This is a genomic window from Streptomyces sp. NPDC037290 (assembly GCF_055603245.1).
This window is the reverse complement of sequence record NZ_JBVJVZ010000001.1, coordinates 679,950-695,006: the sequence shown is the minus strand read 5'-3', so window position 1 is coordinate 695,006 and position 15,057 is coordinate 679,950. Positions and strand designations below refer to the sequence as shown.

At 72.5% G+C, this 15,057-nt stretch carries 16 protein-coding genes; 8 read left to right on the top strand and 8 right to left on the bottom strand.

Annotated elements, in window-relative coordinates; genetic code table 11:
- The first annotated feature begins 29 nt into the window (after nt 1-29).
- Nucleotides 30-1,334, top strand: a complete 1,305-nt coding sequence (locus ACZ7HQ_RS03215) for an MFS transporter (RefSeq protein ID WP_470983943.1) — start codon at nt 30-32, stop codon at nt 1,332-1,334.
- A 9-nt stretch (nt 1,335-1,343) separates the two neighbouring features.
- Here ACZ7HQ_RS03215 and ACZ7HQ_RS03210 read toward each other — a convergent pair whose 3' ends face one another.
- Complete coding sequence (locus ACZ7HQ_RS03210) at nt 1,344-1,574, bottom strand: hypothetical protein (RefSeq protein WP_470983940.1); 231 nt, start codon at nt 1,572-1,574, stop codon at nt 1,344-1,346.
- A 58-nt stretch (nt 1,575-1,632) separates the two neighbouring features.
- On the opposite strand from ACZ7HQ_RS03210, the gene map reads away from it, so the two are divergent.
- The gene (gene map / locus ACZ7HQ_RS03205; protein WP_470983937.1) at nt 1,633-2,490 is read left to right on the top strand and encodes a type I methionyl aminopeptidase; all 858 of its coding nucleotides are present in this window, start codon (nt 1,633-1,635) and stop codon (nt 2,488-2,490) included.
- Nucleotides 2,491-2,590: 100 nt separating this feature from the next.
- On the top strand, nt 2,591-3,238 hold the full coding sequence (locus ACZ7HQ_RS03200) for a biliverdin-producing heme oxygenase (RefSeq protein ID WP_470983934.1): 648 nt from the start codon (nt 2,591-2,593) through the stop codon (nt 3,236-3,238).
- A 31-nt stretch (nt 3,239-3,269) separates the two neighbouring features.
- Here ACZ7HQ_RS03200 and ACZ7HQ_RS03195 read toward each other — a convergent pair whose 3' ends face one another.
- Complete coding sequence (locus ACZ7HQ_RS03195; RefSeq protein ID WP_470983931.1) at nt 3,270-3,914, bottom strand: PhzF family phenazine biosynthesis protein; 645 nt, start codon at nt 3,912-3,914, stop codon at nt 3,270-3,272.
- Nucleotides 3,907-4,791, bottom strand: a complete 885-nt coding sequence (locus ACZ7HQ_RS03190) for a hypothetical protein (RefSeq protein WP_470983928.1) — start codon at nt 4,789-4,791, stop codon at nt 3,907-3,909. Before ACZ7HQ_RS03190 ends, ACZ7HQ_RS03195 begins: the two co-directional genes overlap by 8 nt.
- A 138-nt stretch (nt 4,792-4,929) precedes the next feature.
- On the opposite strand from ACZ7HQ_RS03190, the gene efeO reads away from it, so the two are divergent.
- From efeO to ACZ7HQ_RS03170, 4 genes are read left to right on the top strand one after another with little or no spacing between them, the layout of a single operon-like run.
- On the top strand, nt 4,930-6,066 hold the full coding sequence (efeO, locus tag ACZ7HQ_RS03185) for an iron uptake system protein EfeO (RefSeq protein WP_470983926.1): 1,137 nt from the start codon (nt 4,930-4,932) through the stop codon (nt 6,064-6,066).
- Nucleotides 6,067-6,080: 14 nt separating this feature from the next.
- Complete coding sequence (efeB, locus tag ACZ7HQ_RS03180) at nt 6,081-7,340, top strand: iron uptake transporter deferrochelatase/peroxidase subunit (RefSeq protein ID WP_470983923.1); 1,260 nt, start codon at nt 6,081-6,083, stop codon at nt 7,338-7,340.
- 3 nt (nt 7,341-7,343) lie between these two features.
- A complete protein-coding gene (efeU, locus tag ACZ7HQ_RS03175) occupies nt 7,344-8,216 on the top strand; it encodes an iron uptake transporter permease EfeU (RefSeq protein ID WP_470983920.1) in 873 nt (290 codons plus the stop codon).
- Nucleotides 8,176-9,168, top strand: coding sequence for an SCO2278 family lipoprotein (locus tag ACZ7HQ_RS03170; protein ID WP_470983918.1), 993 nt, complete (start codon nt 8,176-8,178; stop codon nt 9,166-9,168). Before efeU ends, ACZ7HQ_RS03170 begins: the two co-directional genes overlap by 41 nt.
- Before the next feature lie 22 nt (nt 9,169-9,190).
- Here the strand turns inward: ACZ7HQ_RS03170 and ACZ7HQ_RS03165 are convergent, their stop codons facing one another.
- The 5 genes from ACZ7HQ_RS03165 to ACZ7HQ_RS03145 all read right to left on the bottom strand — a co-directional run bounded on the left by ACZ7HQ_RS03165 (nt 9,191) and on the right by ACZ7HQ_RS03145 (nt 14,079).
- A complete protein-coding gene (locus ACZ7HQ_RS03165; protein WP_470983915.1) occupies nt 9,191-9,919 on the bottom strand; it encodes a bifunctional DNA primase/polymerase in 729 nt (242 codons plus the stop codon).
- A gap of 63 nt (nt 9,920-9,982) precedes the next feature.
- Nucleotides 9,983-10,612, bottom strand: a complete 630-nt coding sequence (locus ACZ7HQ_RS03160; RefSeq protein ID WP_470983912.1) for a TetR/AcrR family transcriptional regulator — start codon at nt 10,610-10,612, stop codon at nt 9,983-9,985.
- A gap of 25 nt (nt 10,613-10,637) precedes the next feature.
- On the bottom strand, nt 10,638-11,633 hold the full coding sequence (locus tag ACZ7HQ_RS03155; RefSeq protein WP_470983910.1) for a small ribosomal subunit Rsm22 family protein: 996 nt from the start codon (nt 11,631-11,633) through the stop codon (nt 10,638-10,640).
- Complete coding sequence (locus tag ACZ7HQ_RS03150; RefSeq protein WP_470983908.1) at nt 11,630-12,805, bottom strand: serine hydrolase domain-containing protein; 1,176 nt, start codon at nt 12,803-12,805, stop codon at nt 11,630-11,632. Before ACZ7HQ_RS03150 ends, ACZ7HQ_RS03155 begins: the two co-directional genes overlap by 4 nt.
- Entirely contained in the window at nt 12,775-14,079 is a 1,305-nt protein-coding gene (locus tag ACZ7HQ_RS03145) for a multidrug effflux MFS transporter (protein WP_470983905.1), read from the bottom strand. The genes ACZ7HQ_RS03150 and ACZ7HQ_RS03145 overlap by 31 nt, the downstream gene beginning before the upstream one ends.
- A gap of 195 nt (nt 14,080-14,274) precedes the next feature.
- On the opposite strand from ACZ7HQ_RS03145, the gene ACZ7HQ_RS03140 reads away from it, so the two are divergent.
- Nucleotides 14,275-15,033, top strand: coding sequence for an SDR family oxidoreductase (locus tag ACZ7HQ_RS03140; protein ID WP_470983902.1), 759 nt, complete (start codon nt 14,275-14,277; stop codon nt 15,031-15,033).
- Nucleotides 15,034-15,057 lie beyond the last annotated feature (24 nt).

Below are 15,057 nucleotides of genomic sequence, written 5' to 3'. Positions count from 1 at the left end.
CCGCAGACCGGCGGACCGAGCATGCCCCAGTGACCCGCGCCCTGCTCCCCGACCTCTCCCCCTGGAAGGCCTCCGCGGACTTCCGCAGGCTCTGGACCTCAGGCCTGATCAGCAACTTCGGCAGCTTCCTCACCTTCGTCGCGCTCCCGGTCCAGCTGAAGGACCTCACCGGTTCGGCGGCGGCCGTGGGCGCGATCGGCGCCGTGGAACTGCTGCCGCTCATCGTCTGCGGCCTCTACGGCGGTGCCCTCGCCGACGCCATGGACAAGCGGGGCCTCATCGTGTGGACGGAGGCCGGCCAGGGACTGCTGAGCGCCGCTCTGCTGCTCAACGCCCTGTTCCCGCACCCCGCGGTGTGGCCGTTGTACGCCGTCGCCGCGCTCTCCTCCGCCCTGGTGTCGGTCCAGCGTCCGGCACTCGACTCGCTGTGGCCCCGGATCGTCGCCCACGACGACATGCCCGCCGCGGCCTCGCTCAACTCGCTGCGCTGGACCGTCGGCGGAGTCGCCGGCCCGGCGGTCGCGGGGGTGGTCGTCGCCCACGCGGGCCTGGGCTGGGCGTACGCCGCCGACCTGCTGACCTTCGCCGTGTCGCTGGCGTACATCGTGCGGATCGCCCCCTCCCCCGCCGCCCTCCCCCACTCTCGGCTGCGCTCGAGCGGGGGGACCCCCATGGCGTCGAAGCCCTCGCTGGGCGCCGTCCTGGAGGGTGCCCGGTACGCCTGGAGCCGCAAGGAACTCCTCGGCACCTACGTCGTCGACGTCGCCGCGATGTTCCTGGCCATGCCGCTCGCGGTGCTGCCGTTCCTCGCCGACGAGCTGCACGCCGACTGGGCGCTCGGGCTGATGTACGCCGCCGTGCCGGCCGGGGCCATGCTGGTGAGCCTGACCAGCGGCTGGGCCTCCCGGGTCCACCGGCACGGGCTGATGGTGGTGCTGTCGGCCGCGGGCTGGGGCCTGGCGGTCGCGGCGGCCGGCTCGTGCGGGAACCTGTGGCTGGTCCTCGTCCTGCTGGCCGTCGGCGGCGGCTTCGACATGGTCAGCGGGATCTTCCGGGCCGCCATGTGGAACCAGACGATCCCGGACGAGCTGCGTGGCCGGCTCGCCGGGATCGAGCTGCTGTCCTACTCGGTCGGACCCCAGCTGGGCCAGGTCAGGGCGGGTGGCCTCGCCGCCTGGGCGGGCGTACGGACCTCCGTCGTCTCCGGGGGGCTCGCGTGCGCGGGCGCGACGGGGCTGCTGGCGCTGTGCCTGCCGGGGCTCATGACGTACGACGCCCGGACCAACGAGCACGCGGTACGGATGCGCGAGCGGCGCGCCGCCGTACCGCTCTGACCGGCGCGCTCACTGCTCCTGGCTCTCGCCCTTCGGCGCGTCGTGCCAGCGCGGGTCGTTCTCCCACTGGAGGTTGCGCTCGGCGGCCGTCTCCATCGCGTGCCGGGCCTCCTCCGGGGAGGCGTACGGCCCGAAGCGGTCCTTGCCCGGGCAGTCCGGCCCTTCCTCGACCTTCTTGTGTTCCAGGCAGTAGTACCACTCGCCCGGCTTGCCGACGGTGCGCTTCTTGAACAGGGGCATGGACAGCTCCTCTCGCCACCGACATGTTCCCCCATGTCCGCTCGATAGACTCGCTGGCATGTCTGGCCAGTCGCTGCTCGTACCGGGGGAGCTGTCCCCCATCCGTCCGGTTCCCGGAAACATCCGCCGCCCCGAGTACGTCGGAAAGCCCGCGCCGGCGCCGTACACCGGGCCGGAGGTGCAGACCCCGGAGACCATCGAGGCGATGCGGACCGCCGGCCGTATCGCCGCGCAGGCGATGGAGGAGGCCGCGCGGATCATCGCGCCCGGCGTCACCACGGACCAGCTGGACAAGGTCGCCCACACGTACATGTGCGACCACGGCGCCTATCCGTCCACGCTCGGCTACCGCGGCTTCCCGAAGTCCCTGTGCACGTCGGTCAACGAGGTCATCTGCCACGGCATCCCGGACTCGACGGTCCTCAGGGACGGCGACATCGTCAACCTGGACGTGACGGCGTACATCGGCGGGGTGCACGGCGACAACAACGCCACCTACCTGGTCGGGGACGTGGACGAGGAGTCCCGGCTGCTGGTGGAGCGGACCCGCGAGGCGCTGAACCGCGCGATCAAGGCGGTCAAGCCGGGCCGGCAGATCAACATCATCGGCCGGGTCATCGAGTCGTACGCCAAGCGGTTCGGGTACGGAGTCGTCCGTGACTTCACCGGCCACGGCATCAACTCCTCCTTCCACTCCGGCCTGATCGTCCCGCACTACGACAGCCCGCACGCGACGACGGTCATGCAGCCGGGCATGACCTTCACGATCGAGCCGATGCTGACGCTGGGCACCCATGAGTACGACATGTGGGACGACGGCTGGACGGTCGTGACGAAGGACCGCAAGCGGACCGCGCAGTTCGAGCACACGCTGGTGGTGACGGAGACCGGGGCGGAGATCCTGACGCTGCCGTAGCGCTCCTTCCGTCCTTGGCCCGCTCTCTTCGGAGGGCGGGCCTTTCCGACATCCCGTCGGTAAACTTACCGACAGGCCGTCGGCAAGCCGAGGAGTGTCCATGGAGTCGTTCTCGTCCCTCATCCGCGTCGCGACCCACGAGCAGCACACGGAGGCGGAGACCTCGACGTTCATGGGCGACCTGCTCGGCGGCCGCCTCGGCGTGGACGCGTACGCGCGCTACACCGAGCAGCTGTGGTTCGTGTACGAGGCGCTGGAGAGCGCGGCCGGGCGGCTGGCCGCGGATCCGGTGGCGGGGCCGTTCGTCCGGCCCGAGCTGTTCCGGCTGGCCGCGCTGGAGCGGGACCTGGCGCATCTGCGGGGGCCGGGGTGGCGGGCGGGAGTGAGCGCCCTGCCCGCCACGGAGGAGTACGCGGACCGGGTCCGCGAGTGCGCCGGGCGCTGGCCCGGCGGCTATGTCGCCCACCACTACACGCGCTATCTGGGCGACCTGTCCGGCGGCCAGATCATCCGCGACCGGGCGGAGAAGACCTGGGGCTTCGCGAAGAAGGGCGACGGCGTCCGCTTCTACGTCTTCGAGGGTGTCCCCAACCCGGCCGCGTTCAAGCGGATCTACCGCCAACGGCTGGACGCGGTGCGGGTGGACGAGCTGGAGAAGCAGCGCATGGTGGCCGAGTGCAAGCGGGCGTTCGCCCTGAACACCGCCGTGTTCAGCGCTCTGGGCGCGGAGTTCCCGCTGAGCGCCTGAAGCCTGTCCGGCCTGATCCGCCGGACAGGCCCTAGCGTTCCAGGAACACCCGGCCTCCGATCTCGACCCACCCGTGCGGCTGGGGTGCGGTCAGGATCTGGGAGCCCCTGCCCTGGGTGATGTTCAGGGCGCGTCCGAGCCGGTCGGTGAGGAGGAGGGCGGCCGCTCCGGTGGCCTCGTCCTCGTCGATGCCGTCGCCCCGGCCGGGGAAGGCGCGGGCGCGGATCCGGCCGGCCGCCTCGTCCTCCCAGGCCCAGGCGTAGATCCACTCCCCGGCCGGGGGCACGTCGAGGGCGTCGACCTCGGCGGCGGTCGCGTACTGGCGCAGGGTGCGCGGCGGCGCCCACTCCGCGCGCGCCTCGATCCAGCTGAACTCGCCGTCCTGGCGGGCGCCGACCACCCCGGCGGGGGTGACCAGTTCGGGCACGTCGAGCAGCCAGGCCGTGCCGACGCAGGGATGACCGGCGAAGGGCAGCCGCAGGGTGGGCGTGTAGATGTCGATCACGCCGCGCTCGGGGTCGTCCACGAACACGGTCTCGCTGAAGCCGAGTTTGCCCGCGAGCGCCTGCCGGTCGCTCCGCTCCGGCAGCACCGAGCCGTCGCGGACGACGCCGAGTTCGTTGCCGTAGCCGCCGTTCGGTCCGCAGAAGACGCGGAGTACGTCGTAGTCAGTCACGGGGGAATTGAAACATCGCGGCGCCGGCGAGCGCGTCCCAGGCGGGTGCCCCGCCGGGGAGGGGGTGGGTGCCGGTGGGCACCACGGCGTAGGGCAGTTCGGCGAGGGTGTCCCCGTGGGCCTTTTCCAGGGCGGCCCGTTGGCGTTCGAGGCCTGGCCCCGGGGGACGCGCCGCGAGTCGCTCCCTGTGGTACTCGTGCGCCTCGGCGATCTTTTCGGCACCCCGCCAGAGCTTGTCGGCGTCGGGCAGCCGCGTCAGCTCGACGCACTCGGGCGTGCGCCCCTCCGCCAGTGCCGCGACCGCCCGGTCGTGACCGTCGAGGAGGAGCCAGCCGTCGAGGAAGGACACCCACCACAGCAGGACGGGTGCGGCCGTGCCCTCGCGGACCAGTTTGCGCTGCGCCTTGACCCGGCCGGAGTCCGGGGGCGAGAGCGGGCGCAGCGGTACGACTCCGTGCCAGCCGCCGCCGCAGTACAGCCCGAGGCTGCCGCCCGGCCACTGCCGTACGAAGTCCTCGTCCCAGATCCCGGGCGGGAATCCGGTGCGCAGGGCCAGCTCCCAGCGGCCGTCGGCGAGCGGGGTCCCGCCCGCCTCCTCCAGCCGGCGCGCGTACTCGTGCGGCCAGTTGACGGCCGAGCGCTGCCGGGCGGCACGCAGAGGCGGCAGCGGCGAGCGGTAGCCGTCGAGACGGTGCAGGTGCAGGTCGGGGCAGCAGGTGCCCACCGACCGGCCGAGCAGCAGGGGACGTTCATGCTGCCGCAGCAGCAGCCTGCCGCCGTCCGCCGTCTCGAAGCGGAGCGGCGGCGGTCCCGGGCGGTCCCGGATGTCCAGCACCAGCCGGCCGGGTCCCAGCAGCTCTCTGCGCGCGTTCCCCATGCCGGTCAGCCTCCCACCGCCGGCCTCCCTTCCACGAACTCTTTTGAGATCGGAATCACGACCCCGGCGGGTATGAGTAAGGTAAGGCTCAGGTAAGTTAGGGCAGCCTCACCACACCAGATTCCGCTTGGAGCCCGCATGCGAGCCGCCCGACTCACCGTCACCGCCGCCGTCGCCACGGCAGCCCTGACCGCCCTCACGGCCTGCACCGCGAAGAGCGAGGCCAAGGACGGCCACGCCATCCAGGTCACCGCGGCGGACTCGAAGTGCGACACCTCCGCCACGTCGGTCCCGGCGGGCCAGGTCACGCTGAAGATAGAGAACAAGGGCTCCAGGGCGACCGAGGTCGAGATCCTGTTCCCTGACGACCGGATCGTCTCCGAGAAGGAGAACATCGGCCCGGGCACCACGTACACGCTGACCGCCGAGGTGAAGGCGGGGTCGTACGAGATCGCCTGCCGGCCCGGCATGAAGGGCCACGGCGTCCGGCAGAAACTCGACGTGACCGGCGGCGCCTCGGCCTCGAAGCGGAATCCGCGGCTGGACAAGGCGGTCGCCGACTACCGCCAGTACGCGCAGGACCAGGCCGACGCCACGGTGCCGCTCGCCGAGACCTTCGCCGAGGCGATCAAGGCCGGCGACCTGGAGGCCGCCAAGAAGGCCTACGCGCCCTCCCGTCTGGGCTGGGAGCGGACCGAGCCGGTCGCGGAGTCCTTCGGTGACATCGACCCCAGGACCGACACCCGCGCCGACGGCCTGGAGAAGGGCCAGAAGTGGACGGGCTGGCACCGGCTGGAGAAGGCCCTCTGGGCGGACAACAGGATCGGCACCGAGGAGAAGTCCCTCGCCGGCCGGCTGGTGAGCGACCTGAAGGACTGGCAGCAGCGGGTCGGCAAGGCCGAGATCACCCCGACCTCCATGGCCAACGGCGCCAAGGAACTGCTCGACGAGGTCGCCACCGGCAAGGTCACCGGTGAGGAGGACCGGTACTCGCACACCGACCTGGCCGACTTCAAGGGCAACGTCGAGGGCGCCCAGAAGGCGTACGAGCTGCTGAAGCCCGTCGCCGCGAAGAACGACCCGGCGCTGGCCGAGGAGCTGGACAAGAGGTTCAGCGAGCTGAACGGCGTGCTCGACAAGTACCGCTCGGACAAGGACTCCTACGTGTTCGTCTCCTACGACAAGGTCACCGAGGAGCAGCGCAAGGAGCTGTCGGACGCGGTGAACGCGCTCGCCGAGCCGCTGTCCAAGCTCGCCGCCGCGGTCGTGAAGTAGCAGGGGGTACGGCGATGACCGAGATTCAGCAGAGCAGTCCGTCGCGTCGGGCGCTGATCGGCTGGGGTGGCGCCGGGCTCGCGCTCGGTGCCGCGGCGGCCGGCGGCGCGGTGGCGATGGCCAGGGCCGGGGACGACGTGGACCCGGTGGCCGCCGGGACGGGCGGCGCGGTGGAGTTCCACGGCGCCCACCAGGCGGGCATCGCGACGCCCGTCCAGGACCGGCTGCACTTCGCCGCGTTCGACGTGAGGACCGAGGACCGCGAGGAGTTCGTCCAGCTGCTGAAGGACTGGACGGCGGCGGCCAGGCGGATGACCGCGGGCAAGGCGGTCGGCGAGGGCGCCTACGGCGGACTCGCCGAGGCCCCGCCGGACGACACCGGCGAGGCGCTGGGGCTCAGGCCCTCGCGGCTGACGCTCACCATCGGCTTCGGGCCGTCCTTCTTCGAGCACTTCGGGCTGCGGGACCGGCGGCCGGCCGCTCTCGCCGACCTGCCGCAGTTCCCCGGCGACAACCTCGACACGTCACGCACCGGCGGCGACCTGTGCGTCCAGGCGTGCGCCGACGACCCGCAGGTGGCCGTGCACGCGATCCGCAACCTCGCCCGGATCGGCTTCGGCAAGGTCGCCATCCGCTGGTCGCAGCTCGGCTTCGGCAAGACCTCCTCGACCACTCCGGACGCGCAGACACCCCGCAACCTGATGGGGTTCAAGGACGGCACCCGCAACATCGCGGGCACCGAGACCGACCGGCTGAAGAAGTTCGTGTGGGTCGGCGAAGGTGACGGGGGCGCCAGGGACGCCTGGATGACCGGTGGGTCGTACCTCGTCGCCCGGCGCATCCGCATGAACATCGAGACCTGGGACCGCACCTCCCTGCAGGAGCAGGAGGACGTGTTCGGGCGGGACAAGCGCGAGGGTGCGCCGGTCGGCAGGGCCAGGGAGCACGACGAGCCGTTCCTGAAGGCGATGAAGCCGGACGCGCATGTGCGCCTCGCGCACCCGGACGCCAACGACGGGATCACCATCCTGCGCCGCGGCTACTCCTTCACCGACGGCACCGACGGCCTCAGCCGCCTGGACGCCGGCCTGTTCTTCCTGGCCTACCAGCGGGACGTGCGCAGGGGGTTCATCCCGCTGCAGCGCAGGCTGTCCGCGCACGACGCGCTCAACGAGTACATCCAGCACGTGGGTTCGGCGGTCTTCGCGGTGCCGCCCGGCGTCCGGGACCCGGGCGACTGGTGGGGACGCACGCTGTTCTCGAAGGAGGCGTAGCCCGTGTTCTCCAACTACCTGATCGCCCTGCGCGAGGGCCTGGAGGCCTCGCTCGTCGTCTGCATCCTGATCGCCTACCTGGTCAAGACGGGACGCAGGGACGCCCTGAAGCCGGTCTGGATCGGTGTCGGCACCGCGATCGCCCTCGCGATGGGCTTCGGCTGCGCCCTCCAGTTCGGCTCCCGGGAGCTGACGTTCGAGGCGCGGGAGGCGCTCGGCGGCTCGCTGTCCGTCATCGCCGTCGGCCTGGTGACCTGGATGGTGTTCTGGATGCGGCGCACCGCCCGGCACCTGAGGTCGGAGCTGCACGGCAAGCTGGACGCGGCCCTCGCCATGGGCACGGGCGCGCTGGTCGCCACCGCGTTCCTGGCCGTCGGCCGGGAGGGCCTGGAGACCGCGCTGTTCGTGTGGGCGTCGGTGCACGCGGCGAGCGACGGCACCCCGCGCCCGCTGATCGGCGTCGCCCTCGGCCTCGCCACGGCCGTCCTCCTCGGCTGGCTGTTCTACCGCGGCGCCCTGAAGATCAACCTGGCCAGGTTCTTCACCTGGACGGGCGGCATGCTGGTCGTGGTCGCGGCGGGCGTCCTCGCCTACGGCTTCCACGACCTGCAGGAGGCGAACTGGCTGCCCGGGCTGACGAACCTGGCCTTCGACATCAGCGGCACCATCCCGCCGGACAGCTGGTACGGCACGCTGCTGAAGGGCGTCCTCAACTTCCAGCCCGACCCGACGGTCCTCCAGGTCACGGTGTGGCTGCTGTACCTGGTCCCGACACTCGCGATCTTCCTCGCCCCGGTAGGGTTCGCCTCCGGAAAGGCGAAGGTGAAGGGACCCGATGAGCAGGGATCGCAGCCCGCGCAGGCGCCGCAGGCGTGACCGGAACGCACTGATAGCAGCCTCGCTGACCGTTTTGTCACTGACGGCGAGCGGATGTGTGGTGGTGCACGGGGAGCGGGAGGTGCTCCCCGCCGCCACCCGCGCCGAGGCCGCCAAGGCGCTCACCGCGTTCACGACCGCCTACAACAAGGCCGACAAGGCGTACGACAACTCCCTGGACGCGCCCTACCTCACCGGCCCGTTCGGTGACATCACCGCCGCGCGGCTGAAGGCCGGCCACACCAACAGCCCGTCCGGCAACCCGAACCACGTGCCGCTGAAGCTGTCGGACGTGAAGATCACGATCCCCAAGAAGGCCGGCTGGCCGCGCTGGTTCGTCGCCGACGCCCAGGGCAACAAGACCGGCAGGGCGCGCTGGCTGATGGTGTTCACCCGGGGCGACCTCGGCGAGCGCTGGCGGGTGGCGTACGTGACCCTCGTGGCGCCCGGCGCCGTACCGCAGTTCAGGACGGACAACGACGGCTGGGCCGAGGCGGTACCGGCCGGCTCCCGGCAGTTCGCCGTCGCGCCCGGGAAGCTGAGCGCGGACTACGTGGCGTACCTGAAGAAGGGCGGCCAGACCTTCGCCGCCGGCGCGTACACCAGCGGCGAGCGCGCCGACCGTGCCAAGCGGGACCGCAAGCCGGGCCTGGTCACGCAGTTCATCGACCGCCCGCTGACGAGCGGCGACTACGCCCCGCTGGCCCTGCGCACGGCGGACGGCGGGGCGCTGGTGTTCTTCACCACGCACCACTACGAGAAGCAGACCTCCGCGCCGGGCACCACCGTGCCGATCCCGAACAACGACGTACGGGCCCTGACGCAGGGCGAGGTGAAGCAGTCCCTGACGCTGGAGTTCATGTCGGCGGAGGCCGCCCTGGACCCGGCGGGGAGCGGCAAGGTGTCGGTGCTGGGGAGGGTTCCGGGCCTCACTTCCGCACAGGGCGGGTGAGCAACGCGACCCCGCGACGCGCTCAGTGCCGAAGCGGCCAGGCGCTCGGGTGCTCGGCGCCCGCATACCGCGCGCAGGCATCGGTGAGCGCCTCCAGCAGACTCAGCGGATCCGGCAACGCGTGCTCCGGCCCCCGCAGCCACCGCACCTGCTGATCGTCACCGGGCAGCCGCGCCGGAGGCACCAGCACGTACGACCCCCGGCAGTGCCAGCGCAGCCCGGGGTGCTCGTCCATGGTCTCGGGATGGCAGTCCAGCTCGCACGGCCACCACTCGTCCTCGTCCTCGGGGGTGCCGCGGGTGAGGGCGAAGAACAGCATGCGGCCGTCGTCGCTCTCGGCGACGGGACCGACGTCGACCCCGCAGGAGAGCAGCCGCTCAAGGGCCTCCCGCCCGGCTTCCACGGGGACGTCGAGCACATCGTGGACCATGCCGGTGGCGGTGATGAAGTTGGCCTGCGGCTGGTGCCGGGCCCAGCGCTCGATCTGTCCGCGGTCGGTGGTCGACTGGGTCTGCCAGGCGAACGACACCGGGTGCCGGGCCGGGGTGGGGCAGCCGACGCGGTCGCAGGAACAGCGGTAGCCGGGGGCGGGGTGCGCGGCCGGGGCGAGCGGCAGACCCGCCGCGGCGGCGGCGAGCAGCAGGGCCTCGCGGCCGCCGTCGTCGGCGGCGGCCTCCTTCGGGCGGCGTCCACGCAGCCACTGGGAGAGTTTGCCCTGCCGGCCGGACCGGCCGCCGAACGTCGCGCTCATCTATCGCCTCAGTCTGGTGGTCGCCTCGCTGGTGTGCGGACAGTGTGCCTTATCGTCCCGTCTTCATGCGCTTCGGGGTGGCTGGGGTGCGATTCCGTGCAGCGCGTACTCGACCAACGTGTCCGTGTAGTCGTAGGAAATGGGCCCCGTCCGCTGCAGCCACCGCTGCGCGAGCGGCGAGACGAACAGTTCCAGGGCGATGCGGGGGTCGACGTCACCCCGCACCGCCCCGCTGTCCTGCGCCGAGCGCAAGCGGGAGACGTACAGCTGAAGCTGGGGTTCGAGCAGCTTGGCGACGAACTCCCGCCCGACCTCCTCGTTGAAGACCCCCTCCGCGGCGAGCGCCCGCGCCGGTACCTCGAAGCGCGGGTCGAGAAGCTGGTCCACGGTGATCCGCAGCACCGCCTTGAGGTCGGCGGCCAGGTCGCCGGTGTCCGGGATGGCGTACGGCTCCTGCCCCGCTTCCTCGGCCGCCTGCGCGGAGAGGTCGAGGAACGCCTCCAGCAGGACGTCCGCCTTGGACGACCACCAGCGGTAGATCGTCTGCTTGCCGACACCGGCCCGCGCCGCGATCCCTTCGACGGTGGTCTTCGGATAGCCGACCTCGCCGATCAGGGCGAGTGCGGCGGCGTGGATCGCTCTGCGGGACTTGTCGCTGCGGCGGGTGGCGTCGGGGGCGGGCTTGTCGACCATGGGGCGACGCTAACAAGCGGCGGGACTACGCGGGCGGCTCCCGTGGCGGCCAGGAGTCACCCCACTCGGCGTCCCGGGCCGCCTTGTACAGGTGGCCGTGCCGCTTGGTGACCGTCGTGCGGCGCAGCTGCTCGCCGGCCTCGCACAGGTCCAGCAGCACCTGGCCCTTGCGGATCTGCGGGCGCCGGACCACGCGGGAGGGGGCCGGCCCGGCGGGCAGGCGGGTGGCGACGACGTACGAGAACTTCTCGTCCTCGTACGGCAGGGTGCCGCCCTTGACCTGGCGGTGCAGGGAGGAGCGGCTCACCCGGGCGGAGAAGTGGCACCAGTCCTTGCCGGGCTCGATCGGGCAGGTGGCACTGTGGGGGCAGGGGGCGACGACATGGAGTCCGGCGCGGATCAGGCGGTCGCGGGCCTCGATGACCCGCGCGTAGCCGGCCGGGGTGCCCGCCTCCACGATCGCGACGACCTGCGCGGCGGCCGCGGCGGCGTCCACGAGGGCGGCGCGGTCGGGCTCGGAGAGTTCGTTGAGGACGTACGACACCGTGACGAGGTCGGTGTCCGCCACGGTGAGGTCGGCGCCGATCCGGGCGCGCTGCCAGCGGGCACCCCGCAGGGCCGGGTTGGCGGCGGCGATCTCCCGGCCGAGGGCGAGCGCGGGCTCGGCCCAGTCCAGCACGGTGACGCCGCGCTCGCCGGGCCAGGTCGCGGTGACCGCCCAGGTGGCGGCGCCGGTCCCGCCGCCGACGTCGACGTGGTCGGCGGGCGTCCAGTCGGGTACGGCGTCCGCGAACGCGGTGAGTGCCGAGCGGACGGCCTCGAAGGTGGCCGGCATGCGGTAGGCGGCGTAGGCGACGACGTCGGCGCGGTCGCGGAGGATGGGGGCGTGGGTGGGTGTCTCGCCCCGGTAGTTGGCGATGAGTCTGTCGACTGCTCCGGCTGCTTGCCTGGGCGGGAGTCCGGCGAGGACGTCGTCCAGGGCCGCGCGCAGTTGCTCCGCTGGGCGTACGGGGTCGTTCACCCGGAGATTCTACGGTGGTCTCGGACCACCGCCCTCGCCAGACGGGTCGCCAGTGCTGCCCGGGGCGCGCTGTCCGGTGCCCGGCGCCGTGGATGCACCGTGTTGGCCAGCAGGACCAGGAACGTGTCGGTGCTCGGGTCGAGGACGAGCGACGTGCCGGTGAAGCCGGTGTGGCCCGCCGCGCCGTTGCCCGCCAGTTCGCCCATGAACCACGGCTGGTCGACGACGAAGCCCAGCCCCGGCGGGGTGAGCAGCAGCTCGACGAAGTCGGGGCCGAGGATGCGGGCGGGGCCGTAGGAGCCGCCCGCGAGCAGGGTCCGGCAGAAGGCCGCGAGGTCGCGGGCGGTGGAGAACAGGCCGGCGTGCCCGGCGACGCCGCCGAGCGCCCAGGCGTTCTCGTCGTGGACGACGCCCCGCAGCATCCCGCGGTCCGCCTTGGCCCACGGGCGCCGCTGGTCCTCGGTGGCGGCCGCGCCGGGGCAGGGCGTGAAGCCGGTGGCCGTCATGCCGAGCGGGCGGGTGATGCCGTCCTGGACGAGGACGTCGAGGCCGCGGCCGGTGACGCGTTCCAGGACGAACTGGAGCAGAAGCATGTTCAGGTCGGAGTACCGGTACCGGCCCGACTCGCTCGTCGGGGCCTCGGCGCGCAGCAGGGCCAGCCGGGCGGCGTCGTCAGGGCAGTCGTACAGCGGCAGTTCGGGCCGGAGCCCCGAGGTGTGGGTGAGCAGCTGCCGCACCGTGATGCCGTGGGCGGCCGCGGCGTGGAAGTCGGGCAGGTAGTCGCCGACCCGGGCGTCCATGCCGAGGGTGCCGCGTTCGATCTGCTGCACCGCGGCGACGGAGGTGAACAGCTTGGTGAGGGAGGCCAGATCGAAGGGCGTGTCGACGGTGGCCGGGACCCGGGCGGCCGGCGGCAGTTCGACGCCGGTGTCGGTCTTGGGGTCGTAGGAGGCGTAGCGGACCGCCCAGCCCGCCGCCTCGGCCACGGCGATCACGGGGCCGCGGCCGGCCAGCACGACGGCGCCGGCCGCCCAGGGGCGGTCGCCGGCGGTGAGGGCGTGCGCCTCGCCGACCAGGTGCCCGAGGTGCACGGGGTCGAGCCCGGCCCGTTCCGGCGTGTCGGCGCGCAGTCTGGGTGCGCTCAGTTCCCGTCTCCCTCCGAACCCGCACATGCGTTCCCACGCGTGCTCCAGGGACGGCACATTCCCACGAAGCAGGCCGCCGCGACCAGTGCGCCCGCCAGTTGGACCACCGCCATGGGTACGGCGGTGTGGTCCCCGGCGACGCCGACGAGGGGTGAGGCGACCGCTCCGACGAGGAAGGAGGACGTGCCGAGCAGCGCCGAGGCGGAACCGGCGGCGTGCCGGGTGCGCAGCAGGGCGAGGGACTGGGCGTTGGGGAGCGTGATGCCCATGGCGGACATGAGGACGAAGAGCGCGGCGGCGACGGGCGCGAGACCGGTCTCGCCGAGGACGCCGGTGGTCATCAGCAGCAGCGCGGTCGCGGCCAGCACGATCACCGTGAGGCCGGCGGCGAGGACCTTCTCCAGGGCGACCCGGCCGACCAGCAGCTTGCCGTTGACCTGCCCGGCGAGCACCAGGCCGACCGAGTTCAGGCCGAACAGCAGGCTGAAGGTCTGCGGGGAGGCGCCGTAGATCTCCTGGACGACGAAGGGGGACGCGGATATGTACGCGAACAGCGCGGCGAAGGCGAAGCCGCCGGCCAGCATGTAGCCGGTGAACGGCAGGTCGGCGAGCAGCCCGCGCATCGCCCGCAGCGCCTCCCCCGCTCCCCCGGCGTGCCGTTCGGCGGGCGGCAGGGTCTCGGGCAGCCGCAGCCGGACGAGCGCGGCGAGCAGCGCGCCGACCACCGTGAGGACCACGAACACCCCCCGCCAGTCCGTCACCCGCAGGATCTGCCCGCCGATCAGTGGCGCCACGATCGGCGCCACCCCGGAGACCAGCATCAGGGTGGAGAAGAAGCGGGCCATGGCCACGCCGTCGTACAGGTCGCGTACGACGGCCCGGGCGATGACGATCCCGGCCGCGCCCGCGAGGCCCTGGGCCAGGCGGAAGGCGACGAGGGTCCCGACGTTCGGGGCCACCGCGCACAGGGCGGTCGCGAGGAGGTAGACGGCGAGGCCGGTGAGCAGCGGGCGGCGCCGGCCCCAGCGGTCGCTCATCGGGCCGACGACCAGCTGGCCGAGCGCCATGCCCAGCAGGCAGGCGGTGAGGGTGAGCTGGACGGTGGCGGCGGGCGCGTGCAGGGAAGCGGTGACCTCCGGCAGGGACGGGAGGTACATGTCCATGGCGAGCGGGGGTGTCGCGGTGAGGCCGCCGAGGACGAGGGTGACGAGCAGGCCGGTGCGGCGGGCGGCGGCGGACGCCGGGGCCGGGGCGGGCGAGTGGTGGGTGTCCGGTGTCGGCGCCGCCGCGTGCTCGGGCATCTGTCCCCTCCCTGGCTGAGTCCCTTGCCGAATGCCTTGCCGAATCCCTTGCCGAGAACGACCGGCCCCCCATGCTCTCAGTTCGCACGGACTGCCGGGGTACACACGAACGAGGACGACGGCGGCCGCTCCGCTGTAACCGTATGGCGGACAGCGGATTCCGAATGGCGGATGTTCCGCCTACGCTGCGGAGCCATGACTGACAGGCAATCGAAGATCGCGGTGGTGACCGGCGCCGGTTCCGGAATCGGGCGTGCCGTCGCCGTGGAGCTGCTCCGGGCCGGCTGGTCGGTGGCACTGGCCGGCCGGCGCGCCGAGCCGCTGGAGGCGACGGCGGCAGCGGTTCCGGAGGCCGCCTCGCTCGCCGTGCGCACCGACGTGTCCTGCCCCCAGGACGTGGAGGCGCTGTTCGCGGCGACGGTGGAGCGGTTCGGCCGGGTGGACCTGCTGTTCAACAACGCGGGCACCTTCGGGCCCGGCGGCGTGCCCGTCGAGGAGCTGTCCTACGACGCCTGGCGGCACGTGGTGGACACGAACCTCAACGGGGCGTTCCTGTGCGCGCAGGCTGCGTACCGGCGGATGAAGGAGCAGGATCCGCGGGGCGGGCGGATCATCAACAACGGCTCGATCTCGGCCCACACACCCCGCCCGCGCTCGGTCGCCTACACCGCGACCAAGCACGCGCTGACCGGTCTGACCAAGTCCCTGTCGCTGGACGGGCGGCCCTACGACATCGCGGTCGGGCAGATCGACATCGGCAACGCGGCGACGGACATGACGGCCCGGATGCAGACCGGCGCGCTCCAGGCGAACGGCGAGGTGGTCCCGGAGCCGGTGATGGACGTGGCCGACGTGGCGCGCACCGTGCGGCACATGGCCGAGCTGCCGCTGGAGGCGAACGTGCAGTTCGCGACGGTGCTCGCGACGGCGATGCCGTACATCGGGCGGGGTTGACCCCATTACCACAAACGGAATTTG